The sequence below is a fragment of the Streptomyces turgidiscabies Car8 genome (assembly GCF_000331005.1).
GTDB lineage: Bacteria > Actinomycetota > Actinomycetes > Streptomycetales > Streptomycetaceae > Streptomyces > Streptomyces turgidiscabies.
The window spans coordinates 1-21,711 of record NZ_AEJB01000159.1; the positions used below are offsets into that span (position 1 = coordinate 1).

The window sequence follows — 21,711 nt, forward strand, 5'->3', positions numbered from 1 at the left end:
GGCGGCACGGTCCCGCCCAGGCCTGAGCCCACGGCAGCGGTGCCCGCACCGTGCTCGCCCGCCATGACGACAGCGCCGGTGGAGACACCACCACCGTTCGCATCGCCCGCGTCGACGGGGCTGGGCCGACCACGCCGACGACCCGTACCGCCGTCCCCGTCGCCTGAAGGCTGCACCTGGGGCTCTACCTGTACCTGCGCCGGGGCCGGTGAGTTGGGCTGCGGCGCGGGAGCGGCGGCCACTGCTGCGGCCTCCTCGGCCGCACGCCTCCGGCGCCGCCCGGTGGGCGCGACCACCTCGTCACCGGAGGCGGGGGTGTCACCGGGCTCCGCGTCCGCCTCGGCGGCACCCTCCGGGAGGTCGGCCTCCAGGAACGCGTCCACGGAGGCCCGCCGAGCCCGCCGCCGCCCGCTGACGCCACCACTGCCACCGTCGCCGTTGCTGTCGCCGCCGGCCGGTTCCTGCTCGGGCAGGGCGAGTTCGGCTCCGACGCCCGTCCGCGCGTCCTCGGCGACGACCGCGCCCGCCCCGCCCCCGATGGGCACCTCAAGGACGTACGCACTGCCGCTCATGCCCGGCACCTCGTGCGTCTGGAGCACTCCGCCGTGGGCGCGCACGATCCCGCGCACGATCGGCTCGTGCACCGGGTCTCCCCCGGTGTACGGCCCGCGCACCTCGATCCGTACGACCTCACCGCGCTGCGCGGCGGCCACGACCACCGTGTTGTCCAGGTAACCGCCCGCGGAGGCGGGCGAGTTGCCGGTCGCGTCCACACCGGCGACGTCCGCGACGAGGTGCGCGAGGGCGGTGGCGAGGCGCTGCGGGTCGACCTCGGCCTCGATGGGCGGCGCGTGCACGGCGAACTGGACGCGCCCGGGCCCGATCAGCTCGACGGCCCCGTCGACCCCGGCGGCGACGACCGCGTCGAGCATCACCTTCGTACGGGTCACGGAGTCGACGCCCGTGTCCAGCCGCTGGTAGGCGAGGACGTTGTCGACCAATGTGGTGATGCGCGAGTAACCGGCCGACAGATGGTGCAGCACCTGGTTGGCCTCGGGCCACAGCTGCCCGGCGTCGTCTGCGGCGAGGGTGGCCAGTTCGCGGCGCAGCTCGTCGAGCGGCCCGCGCAGCGAACGCCCGAGCAGGACGAGCAGCTGCTCCTGCCGGCCGGCCAGGGCCTCGTACCGGTCCTTCTCGCGCTCCGCGAGCGCCGCGTACCGGTCCTCGCCGGCCGCGAGTTCCTCCTCGTGCTCCTCGCGCAGCTGCTCGATCTCGGCGACGTGCTGCTGGCGCGACTGCTCGATCTCAGTGACGTGCTGCTGGCGCAGAGCGGTCAGCTCGGAGGCATGCTCCTCGGTGACCCGCTCCAGCTCCTCCTCGTGCAGCTTGTCGGCGGCGTCCTTCTCCTCCGCGAGGGAGTCGTACGGACGCCGGTCGGTGAAGGTCATCACGGCGCCGACAAGCTGGTCGCCGTCCCGGACGGGCGCGGTCGTCAGATCGACGGAGACCTTGTCCCCGCTCTTGGACCACAGCACCTGCCCGCGCACCCGGTGCTTGCGCCCGGACCGCAGGGTGTCGGCGAGCGGCGACTCGCCGTACGGGAAGGGCTCGCCGTCGGCGCGCGAGTGCAGGACGAGCGTGTGCAGCTCGCGCCCGCCGAGGTCGCTGGCCCGGTAACCGAGTATCTGAGCGGCGGCCGGATTGACGAGAACGACCCGCCCCTCGGTGTCCGTCCCGACGACACCCTCCGCCGCGGCACGCAGGATCATCTCGGTCTGACGTTGCGAACGCGCGAGTTCGGCCTCGGTGTCGACGGTGCCGGACAGATCGCGTACGACGAGCATGAGCAGCTCGTCATTGGTGTAGCCGTAGCTGTCGTAGGCCTGCTGGCCGTTCTCCAGATTCGCACTGGTGACCTCGACGGGAAACTCGGTCCCGTCCGTCCGCCGGGCGATCATCCGGGTCGGCTTGGTCTGCCCGTGCGGGTCCATGGAATCGGGCCGCCGCATGGTGCCCGGGATCAGCCGCGAGTCGAACTGCGGCAGCAGATCGAGCAGCCCGCGCCCGACGAGGGCGGTGCCCGGCGTCTCGAACGCCGCGAGGGCGATCGTGTTGGCGTTGACGACGGTCCCATTGGCGTTGACCAGCACCAACGCATCGGGCAGCGCGTCGAGTATGGCTGCGAGGCGAGCAGCGCCTCGGGATGGCCTGCTGCTCACGAGACGCTTCCTCCCTGTTACCGCACCTTGCCTACCGCGGACGCCATCTTGCCTACCGGCCCGCAACGTGTCACGCGAGGGAGTCTAAGGGCTGTGGTTGCGCTCGCGACGCCGGATGAGAGGGAGGTCGCACGACGAAGTGACAGAGACCCTGTGACGGCACCTTTCACACCGCTTATGCGCTACGGGGCTCCTGTGACTGTGGTGTGAGGGCCCGTGGAGGCCTTGTTCCGCTGGTCGGGGTCCTGCCCGGGAGGCTCACCGAAGATCGGGAAGCAGCGGTACGAGCCGGTCCCAGCGGGCCATCTGGCACCCGTTGCTGCGGTCGAACGTGGCATCGACAGGACGTCCGGCCCATGTCCCGGTCACATGAGCGGTCGCCGGGCCCCCGTACATCATCGTGCAGACACTGTCGGGGGGTACGGGGGCGAAAGGATCCTTCCCCCACCGGGCACCCCGGTCGAGCGACCCGCAGGCCTCCTCGACGTCGGGATGACTCCCGCCCCCGGGATGACAGGCCAACTCGAACCGCCCGTCCGCCCGCCCGCCGGTGCCGCGCACGGTGACGGTGAGGCGGTCGGAGGCGCGCCCCAGGGGAGCGAGGAGGGGCGCGAAGGGCGAGAGAGGCGCGAGGGGGCGCGCCTGGGGGCCCGCGTCGGCGTACGCGGCCGAGGGCGCGGCTGAGAAGGAGGCGGCGGCGAGGGAGACACCGGCGGTGGCGGCGAAGACGAGGCGGCGGAGAGCGCCGGTGCGGGTGGAGGTCGAGGCGGCGGTGGAGGTGCCGCTGACGGTGCCGGGAGGAAGGGGGACGTGGGAGTGAGGGGCGCGGGCGGGTGCGGCGTGGGCGCGAGGAGCGCGCGGGATGACCTTGAACATGACCTGACTAACGCCTGACCCCGAAGGACGATGCGCGAGCCGGCCCCGACGGCCGCACAACGGCTTTGCCCTGCGCCCCACCTGCCTAGTACCGTGGGAGGCGATTGGTGACACCGCGCTCGTCTGTGTCATCATCTGCACGCACCACTCGCGCTCGCGCGGGAGGTTGTGCTGGAGGCGTCGCCTAGTCCGGTCTATGGCGCCGCACTGCTAATGCGGTTTGGGACTTACATCCCATCGAGGGTTCAAATCCCTCCGCCTCCGCACCTGATCCGAAGCCCTGGTCCTCGCAGACCGGGGCTTCGGCCGTTTCTGCAGGTCAGGCGGGGTGCGGCTAACGGATTTCACCTCACGCCGCCAGTCATGTAATGTTGTTCCCGCAACGCCAACCGGGTCGAAAACCCCGGAAGGAAGAGCAAAAACAACAGAAAACACAAGCACTCGTAGCTTAACGGATAGAGCATCTGACTACGGATCAGAAGGTTGCAGGTTCGAATCCTGCCGAGTGCACACAGGTGAGAGCCCCGTTCCGATAACCGGAGCGGGGCTCTTTCGTGCCGTACAGCAGCGAAGTACAGCAACTGGCCTATCCGTCGCCGCGCATGGCCTTGGACAGTTGGCCGAGCGCCTCGCGCACCTCCACCTCGCTTGCCTCCGCGTAGACCTCCAGCGTCATGGCGATCTTCGAGTGCCGGAGGATTCGCTGAGCCACCTTCGGATGGACCTTGAGCACGACCAGGAGTGAGCTGACGGTGTGCCGAGTGTTCCGGAGCGGGATCACACGGACGCCGGCGCGACGGACCCGCAGGGCGAACATGCGCGTGAGGTTGCCCGGCTCGATCGGCGTGCCGTACTTCGTCGTGAAGACCAGGCCCCGATCGTCCTGCCAGACGTCACCAGCCGCCTTCCGATCTCCTTCCTGCTGAGCCCTCCGCACCCGCAGTGCCGCCAAGCAGACGTCCGGGACGGGCAGGAAGTCGTCTGAGTCCTCGGTCTTGGTCTCCCGGTGCAGGATCTCCCGGCTGGCCCGCTGAATCTTGTGATCCACGAGAAGCTCCCCCGCCTCGAAGTCGATCGACTTCCAGGTCAGGCCGAGTACTTCGCCAGGTCGCAGGCCCAGGCAGAGGACCAGCATCCAGGCAGCGAACAGATGATCGTCACGGGCTCTTGCATCAGCGAGGAAGAGGCCAGCCTCAGCGACCGACCACGACTTGATCTTTCGGCGCCGGGGCTTGGGAACCCGGACCATGGAAGCGACGTTCCGACTGATCTCCTCCTCGGTCATGGCGTGGGTGAGCGCCGCGCGCAGGGCATCCCGAGCAGCCTGGACGACTCTGCGCGAGGGGTACGTCTCGCAGCACTCGCCAACAGCGCAACAGCGCTGATCTTCCGGCTTGCGCTTGGCATCCTTGCCCTGAGCGCAGCACTGGCAGATCACGGCGAGCTTGTTGATCCATTCGCGGACGTCCCGCACCGTGAGCTTGTCGAGCCGCTTCCCGCCGAGGTGGGGATCGATGTAGAGCCGCACTGACCCCTCGTACGAGATGTACGTCAGCGGAGCCAGATTGGGCTTCACGATCTCACCGAGCCAGTACGCCAGGAACGCGGCGACGGTACGGTGCCGAGTCGCCACCGGCCCCCGCTTGGCCTCGGCGTGGAGGTTGAGCCACTTCTCGTGGACCTCTTCGCGGGTCTTGCCGTAGGCGTACTTCCGCTTGCGCTTGCCGTCCGGGGTGTCGACCCAGACGTACGCGGCGAACCCGTTCTTGTACGGGTAGATCGAGCCTTCGCCGTTGCCTCGCTTGCCGCTCATGCCGACCACTCCTGTTCGGCTTCCTGGGCCCGACGTTCGACGTACTCGTCCACGTAGCGGGGCAGGATGCGGCGGCTACGGCCGTCCTTGATGGAGCGGATCTCCCCTGTCAGGACAAGCATCTTGGTCTTGGACAGGCCGTAGCCGAGCATCTCGGCGACCTCCGCCGTGGTGTGCCACTTACGCGTGATCACAGCAGTCGTCATGCTGCGGCGTCCTCCCATTCGAGTTGATCGGCCATGGCTTCGCGTGCGGTGTCTCGGTTCGTTTTGATCTCCTTGGCGATGGTGGAGGCGAGCCAGGATTCGCCGGGGGTGTGGCCCTGCCCGGCGTAGGTCCAGTGGGCGAGGACCAACGTGCTGCCCTCCGAGTCGTCGAGGTTCTCGGACAGGCCCCGCTCACGGCGTTCCTGGCGGGCGCGGAAGTCGGCTCGTACCTGGCGCAAGGCGCCGAGGGTGGTGGAGAAGCTGCGTGACTTGGTCGAGAAGTGCCCGCGGAAGCCGAGCATGTGCGACCAGTGGGCGATCATCCGTTCCGGATACGCGTCGTCGACCTCCCAGCACGCCTCGATCAGGCGCCGGGTGTGGCCGGGCAGGGGAAGGCGGTCGAGTTCGGACAGTTCCCCGATCCGGCGATCCACGGTGCCCGTGGTCTCCGCTGCCTTGGTCGCGTACTTGGCGACGTAGGAGGCGACCGCCTGTTCCGTCAGCTCCTCGCGTCCGAGGGCGCCGATCGCCTGCACGTCGACCTGAGAGCCCCACCGCAGGGTGCGGGCAGGGAAGTCCCCCGACGCAGGCACCGGCACCGAGACGCGAGCAGCGGCGCCGCGGATCGCAGCGTCCAGGAGAGCGACGGTGGCCCACGCCGGCGGAGAGGTGTCGGGCCCGTCCGGACCGTCGAGGCGCACGACCGCGTGGAAGTGGACCGCCCCGCGCTTCTGGAACTCGGCGACCTTCCCGAAGGAGACCCGGCATACCTCCTTCAATGCGGCCTGAGTCAGGCCCGCGTGCGCGGCGATCTCCCGGCGCAGGTAGATGGTGAAGCGGCGCCACAGGTCCCCGGCGTAGTTGTTGAACAGCACCGCGCCCGCGTAGTCGTAGCGGTCCGGGGAGAGGGCGCTGCCGAGGGCGGGATCGTCCTCCGTGTGGGAGGCGCCGCAGCGGCAGCAGCCGGACGCGGGCCGGTTGTGGACAGGCCCGAACGAGGGCGCGGTCAGGGTGGCGAAGACCCGGGGATGATCCCGCACGACCACCGAGACGCCCTTGTTCACGTCACCGGTGATCCCGGCACGGATCAGGTGGTAGGTGTCCCCGGCGTAGGTCCAGGCGCACGACGGGCAGCGCGAGGCACGCCGGTTGCCGCACGCCACCCACAGCCGTCCCCCGGGGCTCATCGGCCGTGCTGTAGGAGTGAATCGGGTTGGCGCAGCCGCCCGTACGGCGCACCTGTTCCTGCCAGCGGTCGAAGCCGGGCGTGTTCGCCACCCGCAGTAGAGGACGTCCCCGGAGGCGCGGTCGCGGGTGACGGTCTGGCCCATCAGGGGAGATCAGCGATCGTCAGGGGGTCGGTGCCCAGCGAGGCCGCGACGCCAGCCACGGCCTCAGGGGCGGGAGAGGCGCCGTTCGAGGCTGCGGGTCCGTAGTGGCGTGCGCGGGGAGCTCCCATCCCGTCCGCCATCGACCCAGGCAGAGCCGAGCAGACGTGGCCCAGGGCGTCAAGGTCGTTCGTACAGTGGCGCGCTCCACCTTGACGCCCTGAACCACGCCCGCTCCACGGTGTGTGGGTCGACGGCGGACGGGATGGGAGCTGGGGTGAGTGGTAGGTGATGAAGGCAGTCACGGTTTCGGCCGACCTCGCCACAGGCCGAACCAGTTGCTGGTGGACGTGCTGCCATCCCTCGTGAGGAAATCATTCGCACGTTCGGATCTTGGAGGGGGCAATACCCGATGCACAGATACGCGGCAGCGCAACTATCGTCACCTGAGACGTACTTCCAGACAGCAGCTTTCTGTCTTTTCGTGGCAGTGACGCTCATTGCGGTTGGTCGTTATCAGCGCCGAACAGGGCGCAGCATCATCAACCCGGACGGGCCTGTACGTGTGGTCAATGCCTTGCTCCCGGAAACGCCGCCCCGCAAGAGCAAGCGGGTGACGGGCCGGATCTACCTCTTCTTTGGTTGGTTCCTAGTCCTGGGCGTGGTTATCAACCTGATCAACGGCATCAGGGCAGTGCGCAGCTAGCCGGTACCGCGGCTCAGGCTGCGAGCGTGAACCACGCTCATGTCAAAAGGGCTGTGGATGTCTGACATCAACGACTGACACCAACAGTGACGAACGGGGCCGGATCGTGGCGGTTCCCAGCGACCACTGCACCGCCCAAGGCAAGGAGTTCTGTCCCTCCCCTTGTCCCTCCCCTCGTAGCGTGAAGACCCTGACTGCAGGGGAAGTTGGGAGTCATGGCGGAGAAGCGACGGAAGTTCGATCCGGAGTTCCGTGAGGGGGCCGTACGGATCGTCACGGAGACCGGCAAAACGATCGCGGAGGTCGCCGAGGATCTGGGGATCAACGAGGCCACCCTGGCGAGCTGGGTCTCCCGCGCCCGTCGGGCAGGGACCGTACCGGCTGGCGGGAGCGACGAGTTGGAGCGGTTGCGACGGGAGAATGCCCAGCTCAGGCGGGACAACAAGGAGCTGGGCATGGAGCGTGATGTCCTCAAACGCTGCATGGTCCTGTGGGTGAAGTAGCCGTGGCGGACCCGGCGTCCGTCGTCGGGGTGATCAGCGACTTCAGGACCGAGCACGGCATTTCGCACCGCGTCTCCTGCCGCGCCCTGGGCGTGAGCGAGTCGTGGTTCTACAAGCACCGCATCCGCCGACCTACCCGGCGTGAGCTGCGCAGACAGCACCTGATCGAAGCGGTGGAGGAGGAGTTCGACACTTCCGGCGGCACCTACGGCTCGCCGAAGATCTGGATCAGGCTGGTGAGGCAGGGCTGGCGGGTCTCGGTGAACACCATCGCGAAGATCATGGCCGAGCTCGGCCTGGTCGCACGGAAGGTGTGCAGACGGCGGGGGCTGACCCGGCCGGGCAAGCGGCCGGCCGCCCCGGACTTCGTACGGCGGGACTTCACCGCCGAGGCACCCGACCTGGTCTGGTGCGGGGACATGACGGAGATCGGGACCGGCGAGGGCAAGCTCTACCTGGCCACGGTCATCGACCTGTTCTCCCGCCGCCTGCTCGGGTATGCGATGGGTGCCCGTCACGATGCCGAACTGGTGGTGGCCGCCCTGCACATGGCCGTGGCGACCCGCGGCGGGGACGTGCGCGGCGTCATTTTCCACACGGACCGCGGCAGCGAGTACGGCTCTCGGAGGTTCCGCCGAGCCTGCCGCCGGCTGGGCGTCTTCCAGTCCATGGGCCGGGTCGGCTCGTGCTTCGACAACGCCGTCAGCGAGGCATTCAACAGCGTGCTGAAGGTCGAGTACGTCCACCGACACACCTTCGCCACACGCACCGAGGCCCGGATCCGGATCGCGACCTGGATCACCGACTTCTACAACAGCCGTCGGCTACACAGCGTGTGTGGCTTCGAGAGCCCGATCGACTACGAACATAGCTATCAGGCCAGCCTCACCGAGGAACTGGCTGCATAGGAAGGTCTCCACAAATCGAGGGGATTGACAGTTCTCTGGGGCCACAGTGGTCCAGGGATCGACCTGATAAAGATGAGGCCATAGATCAACTCCTGTGCTCAACGCGGGGCGCCAACCGCAACCGATGGACGGCGCCCCGCTGGCTTGCATCAGTGATTGAGGCTCCACCGACCTTGCTGGATGCAGCACAAGTCAAATGACATGGGATCAAGGTTTGCCACATGGTCTGGGCAGGTGCGGAGCTTTCCCCTGGGGGATCCCGTGACCTACGATCACGCCCGAGATCACCAGGAAGTCATCGCAGCCAGGGGGGCATCATGGACTTCTTTATCGGCATCCTTCTGATCATTTTTGTGGCACCGCTGGTCGGGATCATCGGTAGTTGGATCGAGAACACGGGTCGCGAAGGCTTGGGCAAAACACTCTCTATCGGTGGATACCTGCTGGTGCTCGGAATCGCCGGATGGTTGATCATCCGTAGCTTCTGACTTCGAGTGGCAACCTCCTGGCGCGGATGCGCGGTACAGCACTGAAGTACAGCAACCACAGCCATCGTCCGTGCCCGGCAGTGCTCTTCAGAGGCGCAAGGCGAACCTGTATGACCGCTCTTGACTGATCCACATAGAGCTACGGATCAGAGGGTTGCAGGTTCGAATCCTGCCGAGTGCACAGCAGATCAGAGGCCCCGTGGAGGAATCCACGGGGCCTCTGGCTTTTGCGTTGACGGCAGTGGTTGACGGCAACCGGGTTCGAGAGTGGGGCGGGGATATCGGATGAGCCGGACAGGCGCGTGCGATAGGCGGCACCCGCCGCGCGCAAGGAGGCTTCGTGTGGCTCGTGTTGCACGCCCTGTTCGACGAGGGCCACCGCTGCGGTGAAGTCGCCTTGCAGGGCACGCACGTCGGCAAGGTCCAGGTAGAGGGACCAGTTGGTGGCATCGAGAGTCAGGGCCTGTTCGAAGGCCACCGCAGTCTGGTCCAGGTCGCCCATCGCGCGCCAGGTGTTCGCCCGTGCGACCGCAGTCCACATGACCCGATCGACGGCATCGGCGCGGTCGCAGAGGGTGAAAGCCAGCTCGTAGCAGCCGCAGGCACGGGGCAGCCGGGCCATGGCAGCCAGCGACTCCGGTACAGGACTGCGTTCGGAGACCACGTCGAGGGCACGGAACCAGGGAGCGAACCGCTCTCGCATCTCGTCGGTGTTCAGGTTGTGGCCGTAGTCCAACGTCCGCAGACACGCCTCCGCCAACGCCTCGGCACTCACCGCGCCGAGGAACCGGGGATCGCCGAACCAGGGAGCGGTGCCCCACGCCACGTCGGGCCGAACCCCTGTGACCGAGCCAAGGGCCATCACCGCGTCGTCCATGTCCCCGTCGAGGAACAGGAAGTACGCCTGCGCCAGCACAGCGCTCAAGGAGCTTCCCCCTTCGAGGCCCTCCTTCAGCTCCGAGCGCCGGTCCTGCCACAACTCGGCGAGGGCCGCATAGGGCTCTGAGGCGGCCGGCGCGGAGGCTATCGCCTTCACCAGGAACTCCACGGCACCGACCGGGCTTCCGCCACAGTGCGCCATCACACCGGCGAGAGCGACTCCCGCGGTCACTGACTGATTCGACATCGCCGGAGAATATCCGTGGCCATCAGCGATCCGGAAGTGATGGCACCCTGACGGCAACGACGGCACACAGAGGCGGGCGATCACGACCGTCGGCGGTCGCTCCGGGAGAGGTGGGCCCTCTCCCAACTAGCTGCCCGATCCTGCAAAGCAGAAGATTGCGGGTATGACGATCTTGCCGATGGCAGTCCTGCGGGCGCTTGAGCGGTTTCATGACGGGCGGCCCTGGGACCACAACGCTCACTACCACCCGTGGATCCTGCGGCAGTTGCCGAGGCGGTTCGGGCGTGCGCTGGACGTCGGCTGTGGCAGTGGTGATCTGGTGCGGCTGCTGGCCGGGCGGAGTACGGCGTCGGTGGTCGGGATTGACTCTGATTCCGCGATGGTTCGCCGGGCCCGGGAGCTGACCTCCCCCGCTCTCCCGGTCACGTTCACCGTCGCGGACGCGATGGTCGGCCTTGGCGACGGCCCTGATGGCTCGTATGACGTCGTCACGTGTGTCGCCGTCGTTCACCATCTTCCGTACGCCGAGGCGCTCGCCCTTCTCCGGCGGCAGTTGGCGCCCGGCGGGACGCTGGTCGTCGTGGGGCTCTCCCGGGCTGAGGGTCTTGTTGATCATCTGCTGGGGGCGGTTGCCATTCCGGCGAACCTCGTCATGGCCTGGGTGAAGAACCGGGGGCGGTCCGCCGTGCGGCCGGTTGCCATGACCGCGCGGACGCGGGCGGCGGAGACGGGGTTCGGTGAGGTCGTGCGGGAGGCGCGGCGGGTGTTGCCCGGGTGCAGGGTGCGGCGGCGGCTCTTCTGGCGGTACACCCTGGTCTGGCGGCGGCCGGAGTAGCGTCGACCTCTTGCTCGGCTGCCTCCCGCGGGCTTCTCCTGTGTCACCGTTGGTCCGTGGCCGATGCGGTGGGGCGCGGGGAACTGGTGGAGCGGGTCGACGAGTGGGACCGGGTCGTCGGGGTGGTGGAGCGCGGTGAGGCCATTCGGCATGGGTGGCTGCATCGGGTCGCCACCACGGTGTGCCGGGATGCGGCTGGGCGGGTGCTGGTGCATCGGCGGGCCGACGGGCACCCCCGGTTTCCACAGCACTACGACTGGCTGGTCGGTGGCGCTGCCGACGTCGGGGAGAGCTGGGAGGAGGCCGCCGCGCGGGAGCTCACCGAGGAGTTGGGGGTGGGGGCGGACGTGCGGTTCGTGTTCAAGTTCCTCTGCCGGGGGGCGATCAGTCCCTACTGGCTCGGCGTTCACGAAGCCGTCGTCGCGGAGGAGATCTCTCCTGATCCGACGGAGATCAGTTGGCACGGGTGGGTCAACGAGGGTGAGTTGGGGGAACTGACCCGTCGACTGACTTTCGTACCCGATGGCATTGAGGCTCTGCGCAGGTATTCGGCGACTATTCCGCCGGGGTGGCAGGCGGGGTGAGGTCGCGGATTTCGTCCATGTACTCCCGGGCCAGCCGGCCCTGGCGCGTGAACCAGTCGGTCAGTACGGCTACTTCGGCGGGGGAGTAGTCGGCGATGAGGTCGGCCAGGCGGGCGTAGTAGGGCCCGTAGAGGGCGAGGGCGTTGGCGACGGCGGCCGGTTCGGCGGCCACGCGGACCCGGCGGCGGTCGTTCGGGTCGGGGCGGCGGGTGATGTAGCCCGCGCGTTCGAGGCGGTTGAGGATGCCGGTGACGGCGCCCGTGGTGACGTGGGCGCGCTCGGCCAGGTCACCGGCGGTGAGCAGGTCCTCGCCGGCCTCCAGGACGAAGGCGAAGCAGGTGATGTCGGTGACGTTCATGTTGAGGCGACGGGCCATCTCCTGCTGGCTGAGCAGGTGCGTCGCGATGGTGTGGTCCATCTCCCTGAGCAACTGGGCGGGGGTCGCGGGCGGGCGGGACCCGCGGTCCGGAGTGCCAGGGGTGTCGGGCGTGCCTTGCATCGCGGATTTGCCTTAGCTCGTGAGAGGTTTTGCAGCTAAACTACTTACGACGTGAGAGATTCTCATTCTACTGGGGAGACGCGGACGTGAGCACATACGACGAGGGACACACTGTGGCCGGCTGGACCGGTACCGCCATCGCCACGGTCGGGACCTGCGTGATCGGGCTGGGGGTCTGTATGACTTCGGCCCTCGTGGTGAGCGGTGGGAGCGTGGTGGTCGCCGTCGCCGTACTGGTCACCTGGGTGCTGCATCTCGCCGGGTGGGGAAAGCCGCCCGGTGTGCGGCCGGTCGGCGAGTGGCCGATGCGGGAGCGGGACCGCTCGGCGCGGGCGGGGCATCCGGGGTGTGTCGCGTGCCGGCTTGCGGGGAGGACGCGGCGTGCGGGCCGTGCGGTTGTCGTGGGTGGTGAGAGCGGTGAGAGCGGTACGGCCGTTGCTGGTGGAACCGGGGAGGTTCTTCCGGAACGTGCCTGAGCGGACCGTCGCTCGGTCCGCTGCCTCGCCTGCACGCTCCTGACCTGCGGTTTTGGTGTTCCAAGGGGCGTTGTCAGTGGTACCCCGTAGTCTCGCAAGGGATGGCACAGGCGTGGAGATGCTCGGGGCTGCGATGGTCGGCGGACGGTCCCGTGCTGCGGTGGGACGGGGGGCGCGACAGTGCGCTGACCTGGGGGAAGAGGGTGACCTTCGGGGTCACGGAAGGGGGCGTACGGACATGTGTGGGAGCGCGGGGGAACGCCTGTCCGATGCGGGCGGGGGTGTCGGGGCGGAGTACGGGGGCGCGTTGCGAGGAGTGCGCGCGACTGGACCGGGCGCACTCGGTCGCCGCCGACACGATCGCGGACGATCCACGGCCCTATCACGTATATCTGGCGTGGTTCGGACCTGGGATGACCAAAGTCGGCATCACGGCGCTGGAGCGGGGCTCGGCGCGGCTGCTTGAGCAGGGTGCCGTCGCCTTCAGTTGGCTGGGTGTCGGCCCGTTGATGGCGGCCCGGCGTACGGAGGAGCTGCTGCGCGCCGCACTCCGGGTCCCGGACCGGATTCCGTACGCCGACAAGCGGGCGGTGCGGGCCGCGCTGCCGGGGTCGGCGGCGGAGCGGGCCGCCGAGGTCGAGGAACTGCACGCCCGGGCGGTGGAGCTGGGTGGCTGGCCCGAGTCCCTGGAGCGGGCGTCCTGCCAAGTCGTCGACCACGTCGAGGTGTTCGGGCTGACGGAACCGGCGCCGGCCGTGGGTGCGGTGAGGGAGCTGGTGGCGGGAGGTGTCGTCGGGGGTGAGCTGGTGGCGGCTGCCGGGCCCGACCTGCATCTCGCGGTCGAGGACGGGCGGGGGGTGGTGGTGTTGGACACGAGGCTGATGACCGGGTGGGAGCTGGTGCCGGTCGGGAGCGGTGGACTCACCGTCCCTGTGCGGGAGTTCAAGGCGGCGAAGGAGGCTGCGGGGGTACAGGACGGTTTGTTCTGATCCCGGGCGTCCGGTGGTGACGTATGACGGGCGCCGCCAGAAGATGGCATAGGGCGTCATCGGACGCCGTGCGGCGACGGTTTGAGCGGGAGGAAGCGGTGGACGACGACACGAGCACAGCCTCGGGGGACGGAAACGCTGACGTCGGTGGTGAGGTCGCCGACCTCGGTCAAGCCGCCGACGGCACCGAGGCCGCCGTCGCTCAGGTTCCTGACGTCACCGGGGTCACCGAGGTCGCCGAAGTGCGGCGGTTCTGGGCGCGGCTCGGGTTGCCCGGTCTCGTCGACGTGCACACGCACTTCATGCCCGAGCGGGTGCTGCGCAAGGTCTGGGCCTATTTCGACGCTGCCGGATCGATGAACGGCGGCATCGAGTGGCCGATCACCTACCGGCTGGAGGAGGACGAACGGGTCGCGCTGATCCGCGAGTTCGGGGTTCGTGCCTTCACCGCCATGCTCTACCCGCACAAGGCCGGCATGGCCCGGTGGCTCAACCAGTGGGCGGCGGACTTCGCGGGCCGTACCCCCGACTGTCTGCACACCTCGACGCTGTTCCCCGAGCCGGGCGTCGAGGCGTACGTCCGGGAGGCCGTCGAGTCCGGCGCGCGCGTCTTCAAGGCGCATGTGCAGGTGGGGGCGTACGACCCGGCCGACGAACTCCTCGATCCGGCCTGGGGACTGCTCGCCGAAGCCGGGACGCCCGTGGTGATCCACTGCGGCTCGGGTCCGGCGCCCGGCAAGCACACCGGGCCCGAACCGATCGGTCGCGTGCTGGCCCGGCATCCGCGGCTGCGGCTGATCGTCGCGCACATGGGGATGCCCGAGTACGGGGACTTCATCGGCCTTGCCGAGCGGTACGGCGAGGTGCGGTTGGACACGACGATGGCGTTCACCGACTTCGCGGAGCGGCTCGCCCCGTTCCCCCGGCCCGAACTCCCCCGGCTGGCGGCCCTCGGCGACCGGATCCTGCTCGGCTCGGACTTCCCGAACCTCCCGTATCCGTACGTCCATCAGCTGGACGCCCTGGAGCGGCTGGGCCTCGGCGACGACTGGCTCCGGGCCGTGTGTCACGACAACGGGGCGCGGCTGTTCGGCCTGTGACGGACGAGGGGGCGTGGGGGAGGTGGGGGAGGTGGGGGAGGTGGGTGAGAAGGGGCTGATTTCGGCGTGAGGGTGGGGTGAGAATCGGCGGCCGGTGGTGACAAATCGGGCGCACGGGACTCGTGCGGGAGTGGGGTGCGTAACTTCGGATCAGGTTCGCCCAGGAGACGCACAGGATGCCCGATGGTGGTCTCCGGGGCATTCCGGGGGCCGGTCCGGTGGGTCGGAACGGTCCGGGTGGGCGCGAAGGTGCAGGTCGGACGGTGTGTCGGTGCTCGCCGGTGGATGGTCCCGTTCGTTGTTCCGCCGGCTTTCGGGGTGTCGGTTCCCAGGGCTTCCCTGAGAGGTGCCTGTGTGTTTCTCAGGAAAATCACAGGTTCCAGAAAGCTTGCTCTCAGAGGACACCGACAAGGTTTCCGCTATGACCACGACCTCGCCCCAGGGGCGCACCGAACTGCTGAGGCCGGACGGGAGCCCCGTCCGAGTGCTTGTGGTGGACGACGAGCTGTCGATCACCGAGCTGCTCTCCATGGCCCTCCGCTACGAAGGCTGGCAGATCCGCAGCGCGGGTGACGGAACGGGTGCGGTGCAGACCGCCCGCGAGTTCCGGCCCGACGCCGTCGTTCTCGACATGATGCTGCCCGACATGGACGGCCTCACCGTTCTGGGCCGGCTGCGGCGCGAGCTGCCCGAGGTGCCGGTGCTGTTCCTGACGGCGAAGGACGCCGTCGAGGACCGGATCGCGGGCCTCACCGCCGGTGGCGACGACTACGTGACGAAGCCCTTCAGTCTCGAAGAGGTCGTGGCACGGCTGCGCGGTCTGATCCGGCGTTCAGGTGCCGCCGACCGGCGGTCCGACTCCGTCCTGGTCGTCGGTGACCTCACCCTCGACGAGGACAGCCACGAGGTGTCGCGTGCCGGGGACGGTATCCACCTCACCGCGACCGAGTTCGAGCTGCTGCGCTTCCTCATGCGCAACCCGCGGCGCGTGCTCAGCAAGGCCCAGATACTCGACCGTGTGTGGTCGTACGACTTCGGCGGCCAGGCGAACGTCGTCGAGCTGTACATCTCCTACCTGCGGCGGAAGATCGACGCCGGGCGCGAGCCGATGATCCACACCCGGCGCGGCGCCGGATATCTGATCAAGCCCGCCGGCTGACCTGACCTCGTGTCATCGGTGGTGCCGCTCCGGAAGAGGTAGTCGAGCCCGGTAGGAGGGCAGCACGGTGAGCAGCAAGAGGAAAGCGGGCGGGCAGCGGAGGCTCGGCAGGTCGGAGCAGAGGGCGCAGCGGCAGAGCAGGCCGCGGACCCTGCGTACGCGGCTTGTCGTCTCGGCGGTGTCGCTGATCGCCGTGGTGTGCGCCGTGATGGGAACGGTGACGACCATCGCGCTCGAACAGCACCTCTACAAGCAGCTGGACAGCCAGGTCAGCGAGGCCGCGAACCGTGTCGGTGGTCCCCCGCCCGGGCAGGGCCCGGGTGGCGACGGCAAACTGGGCAGTCCGCCCGGCCAGCTGCCGAACGGCAACGGCTCGTCCTCCTCTTCGTCCTCCACAGGTTCCTCGTCCTCCACAGGCTCCTCGAGCTCCTCGGGTTCTTCGTCCTCCACCGGAAACAGCACCACCTCCGGTGCCGGCCTCGGTACGCAGACCGTCGAGCAGCGGCTGACGCAGTTCATGGAGAAGGGCGGGACGCAGGAGTCCACCATCGCCGCGGCCGTCGACGCGAACGGCGGGGTCACCCAGGCGTATGTCTCCAAGATGCAGTCGAGTACCAGTACGAGTGACAGTGAGGTGCTTGCTGTGGCGTTGACCGCCACACAGAAGGCCGAGCTGGCGTCCGTCTCCCGTAGCGACGGCCTGCACACTGTCACCCTCACCGGGCTCGGCGAGTACCGCGTCAAGTACATCACCGGCGACCGGGGCAGCTACTACGTCGCCCTGCCCACCGACTCCGTCACCACGACCATCAACACCCTGATCCTCGTGGAGGTCAGCGTCACCGCCGCCGGCCTCGTCGCCGCCGGTATCGCCGGCACGGTCCTCGTCGGTGTGGCCCTGCGCCCGCTGCGCAAGGTCGCCTCCACCGCCACCCGGGTTTCCGAACTCCCCTTGCACACCGGCGAGGTGACCCTCAACGAGCGGGTCGCCGAGTCCGAGACCGATCCGCACACCGAGGTCGGCCAGGTCGGCGCCGCCCTCAACCGGATGCTCGACCATGTGCACGGCGCCCTGCACTCCCGTCAGCAGAGCGAGATGCGCGTACGCCAGTTCGTCGCGGACGCCAGTCATGAGCTGCGTACGCCGCTGGCGTCGATCCGCGGATACGCCGAGCTGACGAGACGTGGACGTGAGGAGACCGGGCCGGACACGCGGCACGCGCTCGGGCGGATCGAGTCCGAGGCCGGCCGTATGACCCTGCTCGTCGAGGACCTGCTGCTCCTCGCCCGCCTGGACGCGGGGCGCCCGCTCCAGTTCGACCAGACCGACCTCGTACCGCTCGTCGTGGACACCATCAGCGACGCGCGCGCCGCCGGGCGGGACCACAACTGGCGGCTCGACCTGCCCGACGAGCCCGCGCTGGTGTCGGCGGACGCGGCCCGGCTGCAGCAGGTTCTGGTGAACCTGCTCGCCAACGCCCGTACGCACACACCGCCCGGGACGACCGTCACCGCGCGTGTGCAGCGGCGCGGGCCGTGGCTGTGTGTGGACGTGCAGGACGACGGACAGGGCATCCCGGCCGACCTGTTGCCGCATGTGTTCGAGCGGTTCGCGCGAGGCGACTCGGCACGCTCCCGCAACACCGGGTCGACCGGCCTCGGGCTCGCCATCGTGCAGGCCGTGGCGACCGCGCACGGCGGTGCCGTGACCGTCGACAGCGTGCCCGGACAGACCATCTTCACGGTCCATCTGCCGGCCCTCGCCCCCGAAACAAACTGGCAATCGGACTCACAGGCACAGCACAGTGCCACCACATGGGCGCAACAGGGGGCCTGACGAAAGTCGGTCCTATGCGAACCGACTCTTCTCCCGGCACCCTGCCGGCGCGGGAGCACCTCCCGGCCGCGGCAGCCGGTACGCCTGTCCTGGACGTAGTGATCCCCGTCTTCAACGAGGAGAAGGACCTCCAGCCATGCGTGCTCAGACTCCACGAGCACCTCAAGCGCACGTTCCCGTACGCGTTCCGCATCACGGTTGCGGACAACGCGTCCACGGACACCACTCCCCTGGTGGCGGCGCGGCTGGCGGCGGAGATACCGGAGGTCAGGTCCTTCCGGCTGGAGCAGAAGGGGCGCGGCCGGGCCCTGCGGACCGTGTGGTCCGCGTCGGACGCGCCGATCCTCGCCTACATGGACGTCGACCTGTCGACCGACCTGAACGCCCTGCTGCCGCTGGTGGCACCGCTGATCTCCGGTCACTCGGACCTCGCGATCGGCTCCCGGCTCGCCCGCTCCTCGCGCGTCGTGCGCGGCGCCAAGCGGGAGTTCATCAGCCGGACGTACAACCTGATCCTGCGTGGCTCGCTCCAGGCCCGCTTCTCGGACGCGCAGTGCGGATTCAAGGCCATCCGGCGTGATGTCGCCCAGATCCTGCTGCCGCTCATCGAGGACACCGGCTGGTTCTTCGACACCGAGATGCTGGTGCTCGCCGAGCGCGCGGGCCTGCGCATCCACGAGGTGCCGGTCGACTGGGTCGACGACCCGGACTCGACCGTCCACATCGTCAAGACGGCGACCGACGACCTGAAGGGAGTGCTGCGCGTGGGCAAGGCCCTGACCACCGGCTCGCTGCCGCTGGACCGGCTCGCCCGGCCCTTCGGCGACGATCCGCGCGACCGTGACATCAAGGACGTACCGAAGGGGCTGGCCCGCCAGCTCGTCGGGTTCTGTGTGGTCGGCGGTATGTCGACCCTCTTCTACCTGGTGCTCTACAGCGCCTTCCGGGGCTTCGCCGGCTCACAGATCGCCAACGCGCTCGCGCTGCTGGTCTCCGCCGTCGCGAACACCGCGGCCAACCGGCGTCTGACCTTCGGGGTGCGCGGCCGGGGCGGGGCGGTGCGGCACCAGGCGCAGGGTCTGGTCGTCTTCGGCATCGGGCTCGCCCTGACCAGCGGCTCGCTCGCCGCCCTCAACGCGGCGACCAGCGACCCCGGCCACTCCACGGAACTGGCGGTGCTCATCGCCGCCAACCTCGCGGCGACGGTGCTGCGGTTCCTGCTCTTCAGGGCCTGGGTGTTCCCGGACCAGAACGACGAGCCGGCCTACGCGTCCTCGTCCTCCTCCACTGTGGTCGCCTCGCACACGCCGAACTCGCCCGTCTTCCAGGCGTACACCAACTCCCCTTACTCAACCGACCAGTTCCGCGCCGGTGATGTCGCGGACCGCACCTGGGGGGACCCGACCATGCGGCTCCAGCCGGTGCGCCCGCACGACAGCCAGGATCCGAGGAACCCGCGATGACCACTCACTTCGATCAGACGACCTATTCGGGTCCCGGGGGTGCGAACCCCTCTTCTCCGCCCTCGCCGGACTCAACTGCCGTACAGCAGACAGCGGTTACCGACACGGACCGGCCCGGGCCCTCCTCCGGTGAGCCCAACGAGCCCTTCGTACGCAGACTGTGGCGCGGTCGGCCCGAGGACCATCGGTGGGTACGGCCCGCGTTCCTCGCCACGCTGCTGGTGATCGGCGCGCTGTACACCTGGAACCTGACCGCTTCGGGATACGCCAACTCCTTCTACTCGGCAGCGGTTCAGGCGGGCAGTCAGTCCTGGAAGGCCTTCTTCTTCGGCTCGCTCGACGCCTCCAACGCCATCACCGTCGACAAGCCCCCGGCCTCCCTCTGGCCGATGGCGCTGTCGGTCAGGCTCTTCGGGCTCAACTCCTTCGCGATCCTGTTCCCGCAGGTCCTGATGGCCGTCGCCACGGCCGGTGTGCTGTACGCGTCCGTGCGGCGCCGGTTCGACGCCACGGCGGGGCTGCTCACGATGGCGGCCTTCGCGACGACGCCCGTCGCCGCGCTGATGTTCCGCTTCAACAACCCGGACGCGCTCCTCGCGCTCCTCATGGCCGTCGCGGTCTACTGCACCCAGCGCGCCATGGAGAAGGCCCAGACGAAGTGGCTGCTCTGGGCGGGTACGGCGATCGGTTTCGCCTTCCTGGTCAAGACGCTGCAGGCCTTCCTGATCCTGCCGGTGCTGGCCCTGGTCTACGTGATCTTCGCGCCGACCAGTGTCCGCAGGCGCATCGGACAGGTTCTGGCCGCCGGGCTCGCGATGATCGTCGCGGGTGGCTGGTGGGTCGCGATCGTCGAGCTGTGGCCGGCCTCTTCGCGCCCCTACATCGGGGGCTCGCAGAACAACTCCTTCCTTGAACTGACCTTCGGCTACAACGGACTTGGCCGTATCAACGGCGACGAGACCGGCAGCGTCGGCGGCGGTGGCGGCGGAGGCGGCACCGGAATGTGGGGCGAGACCGGCTGGAACCGGATGTTCAGCTCCGGCAGCGGCGGCCAGATCTCCTGGCTGATCCCGGCCGCGCTGATCCTGCTCGTCGCGGCGATCTGGGCCGGCCGCAAGGCCAGGCGCACGGACACCGCCCGCGCCGGGCTCCTCCTCTGGGGCGGCTCGCTGCTGATCACCATGGTGATCTTCAGCTTCATGCAGGGCATCTTCCACGACTACTACACCGTCGCCCTCGCCCCCTACATCGCGCCGCTGGTCGGTATGGGCGCGGCCCTGCTCTGGCAGGAGCGGGACAGGATGTGGGCGTCGCTGTCGCTCGCGGGTGCCATGACGGCCACCGCGGTCTGGGGGTACGTCCTCCTCAACCGCTCCTCCGACTACCTGCCCTGGCTGAAGTGGCTGGTGCTGGTGGGCGGCCTCACGGCCGCGCTGGGGCTCATCTTCGTCAACCGGCTCGGGCGTCAACTGGCGCTGGCGGTCGTCGGGTTGAGCTTCGTCACGGCGCTGGCGGGTCCGACCGCGTACTCCCTCACCACCCTCAACGAGGGTCACACCGGCTCGATCGTCACCGCGGGTCCGTCCGTTCAGGGCGGTCGCGGCGGCATGGGAGGCGGTCCTGGTGGCGGCGGTGGCGGTATGGGCGGCCAGCGGGGTCAGCAGAACGGCACCGGCAACACCCAGGGCGGCGGCATGGGCCAGCCCCCGACCGGCGGGTTCCCCGGCGGCGGCAACAACACCCAGGGCAACCAGCAGCAGGGCAACGGCAACTCGCGGAGCCAGGGCAACCAGCAGGGCGGTATGCCCGGTGGCGGTGCGACCGGCGAGGGCGGCGGCATGGGCGGCGGCGGTGGCGTGGGCGGTCTGCTCAACGGCGCCAGCGTCAGCAGCGAGGCCAAGGCCCTCCTGGAGAAGAACGCCGGTGACTACACCTGGGCCGCGGCGGCCATCGGCGCCCAGAACGCGGCGAGTTACCAGCTCTCCACCGGCGACCCGGTGATGGCGATCGGTGGCTTCAACGGCACCGACCCGTCCCCGACGCTGGCCGAGTTCAAGAAGTACGTGGCGAACGGCAAGATCCACTACTTCATCTCCAGCGGCTCCGGCGGCGGTGGCATGGGCGGCAGCAGCACCACGAGCACGTCGTCCCAGATCAGCTCGTGGATCGAGAGCAACTTCAAGGAGGTGACGGTGGGTTCGGCCACCTTCTACGACCTGACGCAGCCGACGAGCAGCAGCTGACAGCCGGATTCCTGGGCGGTGGGTGCTGGTCACGCACGATCCGCTGGACGCCATGGTGCTCGCGGACCGGCTGGTGGTCGTCGAACACGGCCGGGTCGTCCAGGAGGGGCCGCCGCAGGACATCGCGCGGCGTCCGCGCACCGACTACATCGCCCAGCTCGTCGGGCTGAACCTCTACCCGGGCCGGGCGGAGGGGCACGCCGTCACCCTGGACACCGGTCCGGTGATCACCACCACCGAGGATCTCACCGGCCCGGTCTTCGTCGCCTTCCCGCCCAGCGCGGTGACCCTGCACCAGAGCCGGCCCACCGGCTCCAGCGCCCGCAACCTGTGGCGCTGCGAGGTGGCCGGCA

The 21,711-nt window shown here is 69.0% G+C and carries 20 protein-coding genes, 3 tRNA genes and 1 pseudogene; 17 read left to right on the plus strand and 7 right to left on the minus strand.

Annotated elements, in window-relative coordinates:
- A partial coding sequence (locus tag STRTUCAR8_RS10035; protein WP_006375501.1) for a PAS domain-containing sensor histidine kinase occupies positions 1–2,219 on the minus strand: 2,219 nt, incomplete at its 3' end.
- Positions 2,220–2,477: 258 nt separating this feature from the next.
- Complete coding sequence (locus STRTUCAR8_RS10040; protein ID WP_006375502.1) at positions 2,478–3,095, minus strand: SSI family serine proteinase inhibitor; 618 nt, start codon at positions 3,093–3,095, stop codon at positions 2,478–2,480.
- Positions 3,096–3,268: 173 nt separating this feature from the next.
- Here STRTUCAR8_RS10040 and STRTUCAR8_RS10045 point away from each other — a divergent pair.
- Together STRTUCAR8_RS10045 and STRTUCAR8_RS10050 are read left to right on the plus strand one after the other, a co-directional pair.
- Positions 3,269–3,359, plus strand: a tRNA-Ser gene (locus STRTUCAR8_RS10045).
- Between the two features lie 173 nt (positions 3,360–3,532).
- Positions 3,533–3,605: transfer RNA gene (locus STRTUCAR8_RS10050), tRNA-Arg, on the plus strand.
- Positions 3,606–3,681: 76 nt separating this feature from the next.
- On the opposite strand, the gene STRTUCAR8_RS10055 is transcribed toward STRTUCAR8_RS10050, so the two are convergent.
- The 3 genes from STRTUCAR8_RS10055 to repSA are packed head-to-tail and all read right to left on the minus strand — an operon-like array spanning position 3,682 to position 6,445.
- Positions 3,682–4,908, minus strand: a complete 1,227-nt coding sequence (locus STRTUCAR8_RS10055) for a site-specific integrase (protein WP_006375499.1) — start codon at positions 4,906–4,908, stop codon at positions 3,682–3,684.
- A complete protein-coding gene (locus STRTUCAR8_RS10060; protein WP_006375505.1) occupies positions 4,905–5,114 on the minus strand; it encodes a helix-turn-helix domain-containing protein in 210 nt (69 codons plus the stop codon). Before STRTUCAR8_RS10060 ends, STRTUCAR8_RS10055 begins: the two co-directional genes overlap by 4 nt.
- A complete protein-coding gene (repSA, locus tag STRTUCAR8_RS10065) occupies positions 5,111–6,445 on the minus strand; it encodes a replication initiator protein RepSA (RefSeq protein ID WP_319355180.1) in 1,335 nt (444 codons plus the stop codon). The genes STRTUCAR8_RS10060 and repSA overlap by 4 nt, the downstream gene beginning before the upstream one ends.
- A gap of 481 nt (positions 6,446–6,926) precedes the next feature.
- Between repSA and STRTUCAR8_RS52415 the strand changes: the two genes are divergently transcribed.
- The 5 genes from STRTUCAR8_RS52415 to STRTUCAR8_RS52425 all read left to right on the plus strand — a co-directional run bounded on the left by STRTUCAR8_RS52415 (position 6,927) and on the right by STRTUCAR8_RS52425 (position 9,228).
- On the plus strand, positions 6,927–7,148 hold the full coding sequence (locus STRTUCAR8_RS52415; protein WP_143666480.1) for a hypothetical protein: 222 nt from the start codon (positions 6,927–6,929) through the stop codon (positions 7,146–7,148).
- A gap of 215 nt (positions 7,149–7,363) precedes the next feature.
- Positions 7,364–7,651 (plus strand): transposase, encoded by a 288-nt coding sequence (locus STRTUCAR8_RS10070; RefSeq protein ID WP_006375510.1) that lies wholly within the window; start codon positions 7,364–7,366, stop codon positions 7,649–7,651.
- Between the two features lie 2 nt (positions 7,652–7,653).
- Positions 7,654–8,559: an IS3 family transposase gene (locus STRTUCAR8_RS10075; RefSeq protein ID WP_006375503.1), complete on the plus strand. Its 906-nt coding sequence runs from the start codon at positions 7,654–7,656 to the stop codon at positions 8,557–8,559.
- Between the two features lie 317 nt (positions 8,560–8,876).
- Positions 8,877–9,047, plus strand: a complete 171-nt coding sequence (locus STRTUCAR8_RS52420) for a hypothetical protein (protein ID WP_006375491.1) — start codon at positions 8,877–8,879, stop codon at positions 9,045–9,047.
- Between the two features lie 95 nt (positions 9,048–9,142).
- Positions 9,143–9,228, plus strand: a tRNA-OTHER gene (locus STRTUCAR8_RS52425).
- Here the strand turns inward: STRTUCAR8_RS52425 and STRTUCAR8_RS10080 are convergent.
- Entirely contained in the window at positions 9,187–10,158 is a 972-nt protein-coding gene (locus tag STRTUCAR8_RS10080) for a tetratricopeptide repeat protein (protein WP_006375497.1), read from the minus strand. The two genes, STRTUCAR8_RS52425 and STRTUCAR8_RS10080, sit on opposite strands and share 42 nt — an antisense overlap.
- A gap of 178 nt (positions 10,159–10,336) precedes the next feature.
- On the opposite strand from STRTUCAR8_RS10080, the gene STRTUCAR8_RS10085 reads away from it, so the two are divergent.
- Positions 10,337–11,008, plus strand: coding sequence for a class I SAM-dependent methyltransferase (locus tag STRTUCAR8_RS10085; RefSeq protein WP_006375496.1), 672 nt, complete (start codon positions 10,337–10,339; stop codon positions 11,006–11,008).
- 56 nt (positions 11,009–11,064) lie between these two features.
- A complete protein-coding gene (locus STRTUCAR8_RS10090) occupies positions 11,065–11,592 on the plus strand; it encodes an NUDIX hydrolase (protein ID WP_006375508.1) in 528 nt (175 codons plus the stop codon).
- On the opposite strand, the gene STRTUCAR8_RS10095 is transcribed toward STRTUCAR8_RS10090, so the two are convergent.
- Positions 11,564–12,010 (minus strand): MarR family transcriptional regulator, encoded by a 447-nt coding sequence (locus tag STRTUCAR8_RS10095; protein ID WP_006375504.1) that lies wholly within the window; start codon positions 12,008–12,010, stop codon positions 11,564–11,566. The two genes, STRTUCAR8_RS10090 and STRTUCAR8_RS10095, sit on opposite strands and share 29 nt — an antisense overlap.
- A gap of 167 nt (positions 12,011–12,177) precedes the next feature.
- Here STRTUCAR8_RS10095 and STRTUCAR8_RS10100 point away from each other — a divergent pair, with 167 nt between their 5' ends.
- The 8 genes and pseudogenes from STRTUCAR8_RS10100 to STRTUCAR8_RS10135 form a co-directional block, all read left to right on the plus strand.
- Positions 12,178–12,567: an HGxxPAAW family protein gene (locus STRTUCAR8_RS10100; protein WP_044471955.1), complete on the plus strand. Its 390-nt coding sequence runs from the start codon at positions 12,178–12,180 to the stop codon at positions 12,565–12,567.
- Positions 12,568–12,668: 101 nt separating this feature from the next.
- Positions 12,669–13,556 (plus strand): DUF2797 domain-containing protein, encoded by an 888-nt coding sequence (locus tag STRTUCAR8_RS10105; protein ID WP_078507160.1) that lies wholly within the window; start codon positions 12,669–12,671, stop codon positions 13,554–13,556.
- A gap of 242 nt (positions 13,557–13,798) precedes the next feature.
- Complete coding sequence (locus STRTUCAR8_RS10110) at positions 13,799–14,656, plus strand: amidohydrolase family protein (protein WP_044471962.1); 858 nt, start codon at positions 13,799–13,801, stop codon at positions 14,654–14,656.
- 421 nt (positions 14,657–15,077) lie between these two features.
- Entirely contained in the window at positions 15,078–15,815 is a 738-nt protein-coding gene (locus STRTUCAR8_RS10115) for a response regulator transcription factor (protein WP_044471956.1), read from the plus strand.
- Between the two features lie 67 nt (positions 15,816–15,882).
- Positions 15,883–17,652: a HAMP domain-containing sensor histidine kinase gene (locus STRTUCAR8_RS10120; RefSeq protein ID WP_006375506.1), complete on the plus strand. Its 1,770-nt coding sequence runs from the start codon at positions 15,883–15,885 to the stop codon at positions 17,650–17,652.
- A gap of 14 nt (positions 17,653–17,666) precedes the next feature.
- Positions 17,667–19,115: a bifunctional glycosyltransferase family 2/GtrA family protein gene (locus STRTUCAR8_RS10125; protein WP_044471957.1), complete on the plus strand. Its 1,449-nt coding sequence runs from the start codon at positions 17,667–17,669 to the stop codon at positions 19,113–19,115.
- Positions 19,112–21,358 carry an ArnT family glycosyltransferase gene (locus STRTUCAR8_RS10130; protein WP_006375495.1) on the plus strand — a complete coding sequence of 749 codons (2,247 nt, stop codon included), beginning with the start codon at positions 19,112–19,114 and terminating at the stop codon, positions 21,356–21,358. Before STRTUCAR8_RS10125 ends, STRTUCAR8_RS10130 begins: the two co-directional genes overlap by 4 nt.
- A 22-nt stretch (positions 21,359–21,380) precedes the next feature.
- Positions 21,381–21,711 (plus strand): annotated as a pseudogene (locus STRTUCAR8_RS10135) (ABC transporter ATP-binding protein); the annotation flags it as partial.

Bases quoted from the DNA above. Each gene is read 5' to 3' on its own strand.
- STRTUCAR8_RS10125 (WP_044471957.1), top strand. From the start codon at position 17,667: ATGCGAACCGACTCTTCTCCCGGCACCCTGCCGGCGCGGGAGCACCTC.
- STRTUCAR8_RS10060 (WP_006375505.1), bottom strand. From the start codon at position 5,114: ATGACGACTGCTGTGATCACGCGTAAGTGGCACACCACGGCGGAGGTC.
- repSA (WP_319355180.1), bottom strand. From the start codon at position 6,445: ATGGGCCAGACCGTCACCCGCGACCGCGCCTCCGGGGACGTCCTCTAC.
- STRTUCAR8_RS52420 (WP_006375491.1), top strand. From the start codon at position 8,877: ATGGACTTCTTTATCGGCATCCTTCTGATCATTTTTGTGGCACCGCTG.
- STRTUCAR8_RS10095 (WP_006375504.1), bottom strand. From the start codon at position 12,010: ATGGACCACACCATCGCGACGCACCTGCTCAGCCAGCAGGAGATGGCC.
- STRTUCAR8_RS10130 (WP_006375495.1), top strand. From the start codon at position 19,112: ATGACCACTCACTTCGATCAGACGACCTATTCGGGTCCCGGGGGTGCG.
- STRTUCAR8_RS10040 (WP_006375502.1), bottom strand. From the start codon at position 3,095: ATGTTCAAGGTCATCCCGCGCGCTCCTCGCGCCCACGCCGCACCCGCC.
- STRTUCAR8_RS10105 (WP_078507160.1), top strand. From the start codon at position 12,669: ATGGCACAGGCGTGGAGATGCTCGGGGCTGCGATGGTCGGCGGACGGT.
- STRTUCAR8_RS10070 (WP_006375510.1), top strand. From the start codon at position 7,364: ATGGCGGAGAAGCGACGGAAGTTCGATCCGGAGTTCCGTGAGGGGGCC.
- STRTUCAR8_RS10085 (WP_006375496.1), top strand. From the start codon at position 10,337: ATGACGATCTTGCCGATGGCAGTCCTGCGGGCGCTTGAGCGGTTTCAT.
- STRTUCAR8_RS10055 (WP_006375499.1), bottom strand. From the start codon at position 4,908: ATGAGCGGCAAGCGAGGCAACGGCGAAGGCTCGATCTACCCGTACAAG.
- STRTUCAR8_RS10115 (WP_044471956.1), top strand. From the start codon at position 15,078: ATGACCACGACCTCGCCCCAGGGGCGCACCGAACTGCTGAGGCCGGAC.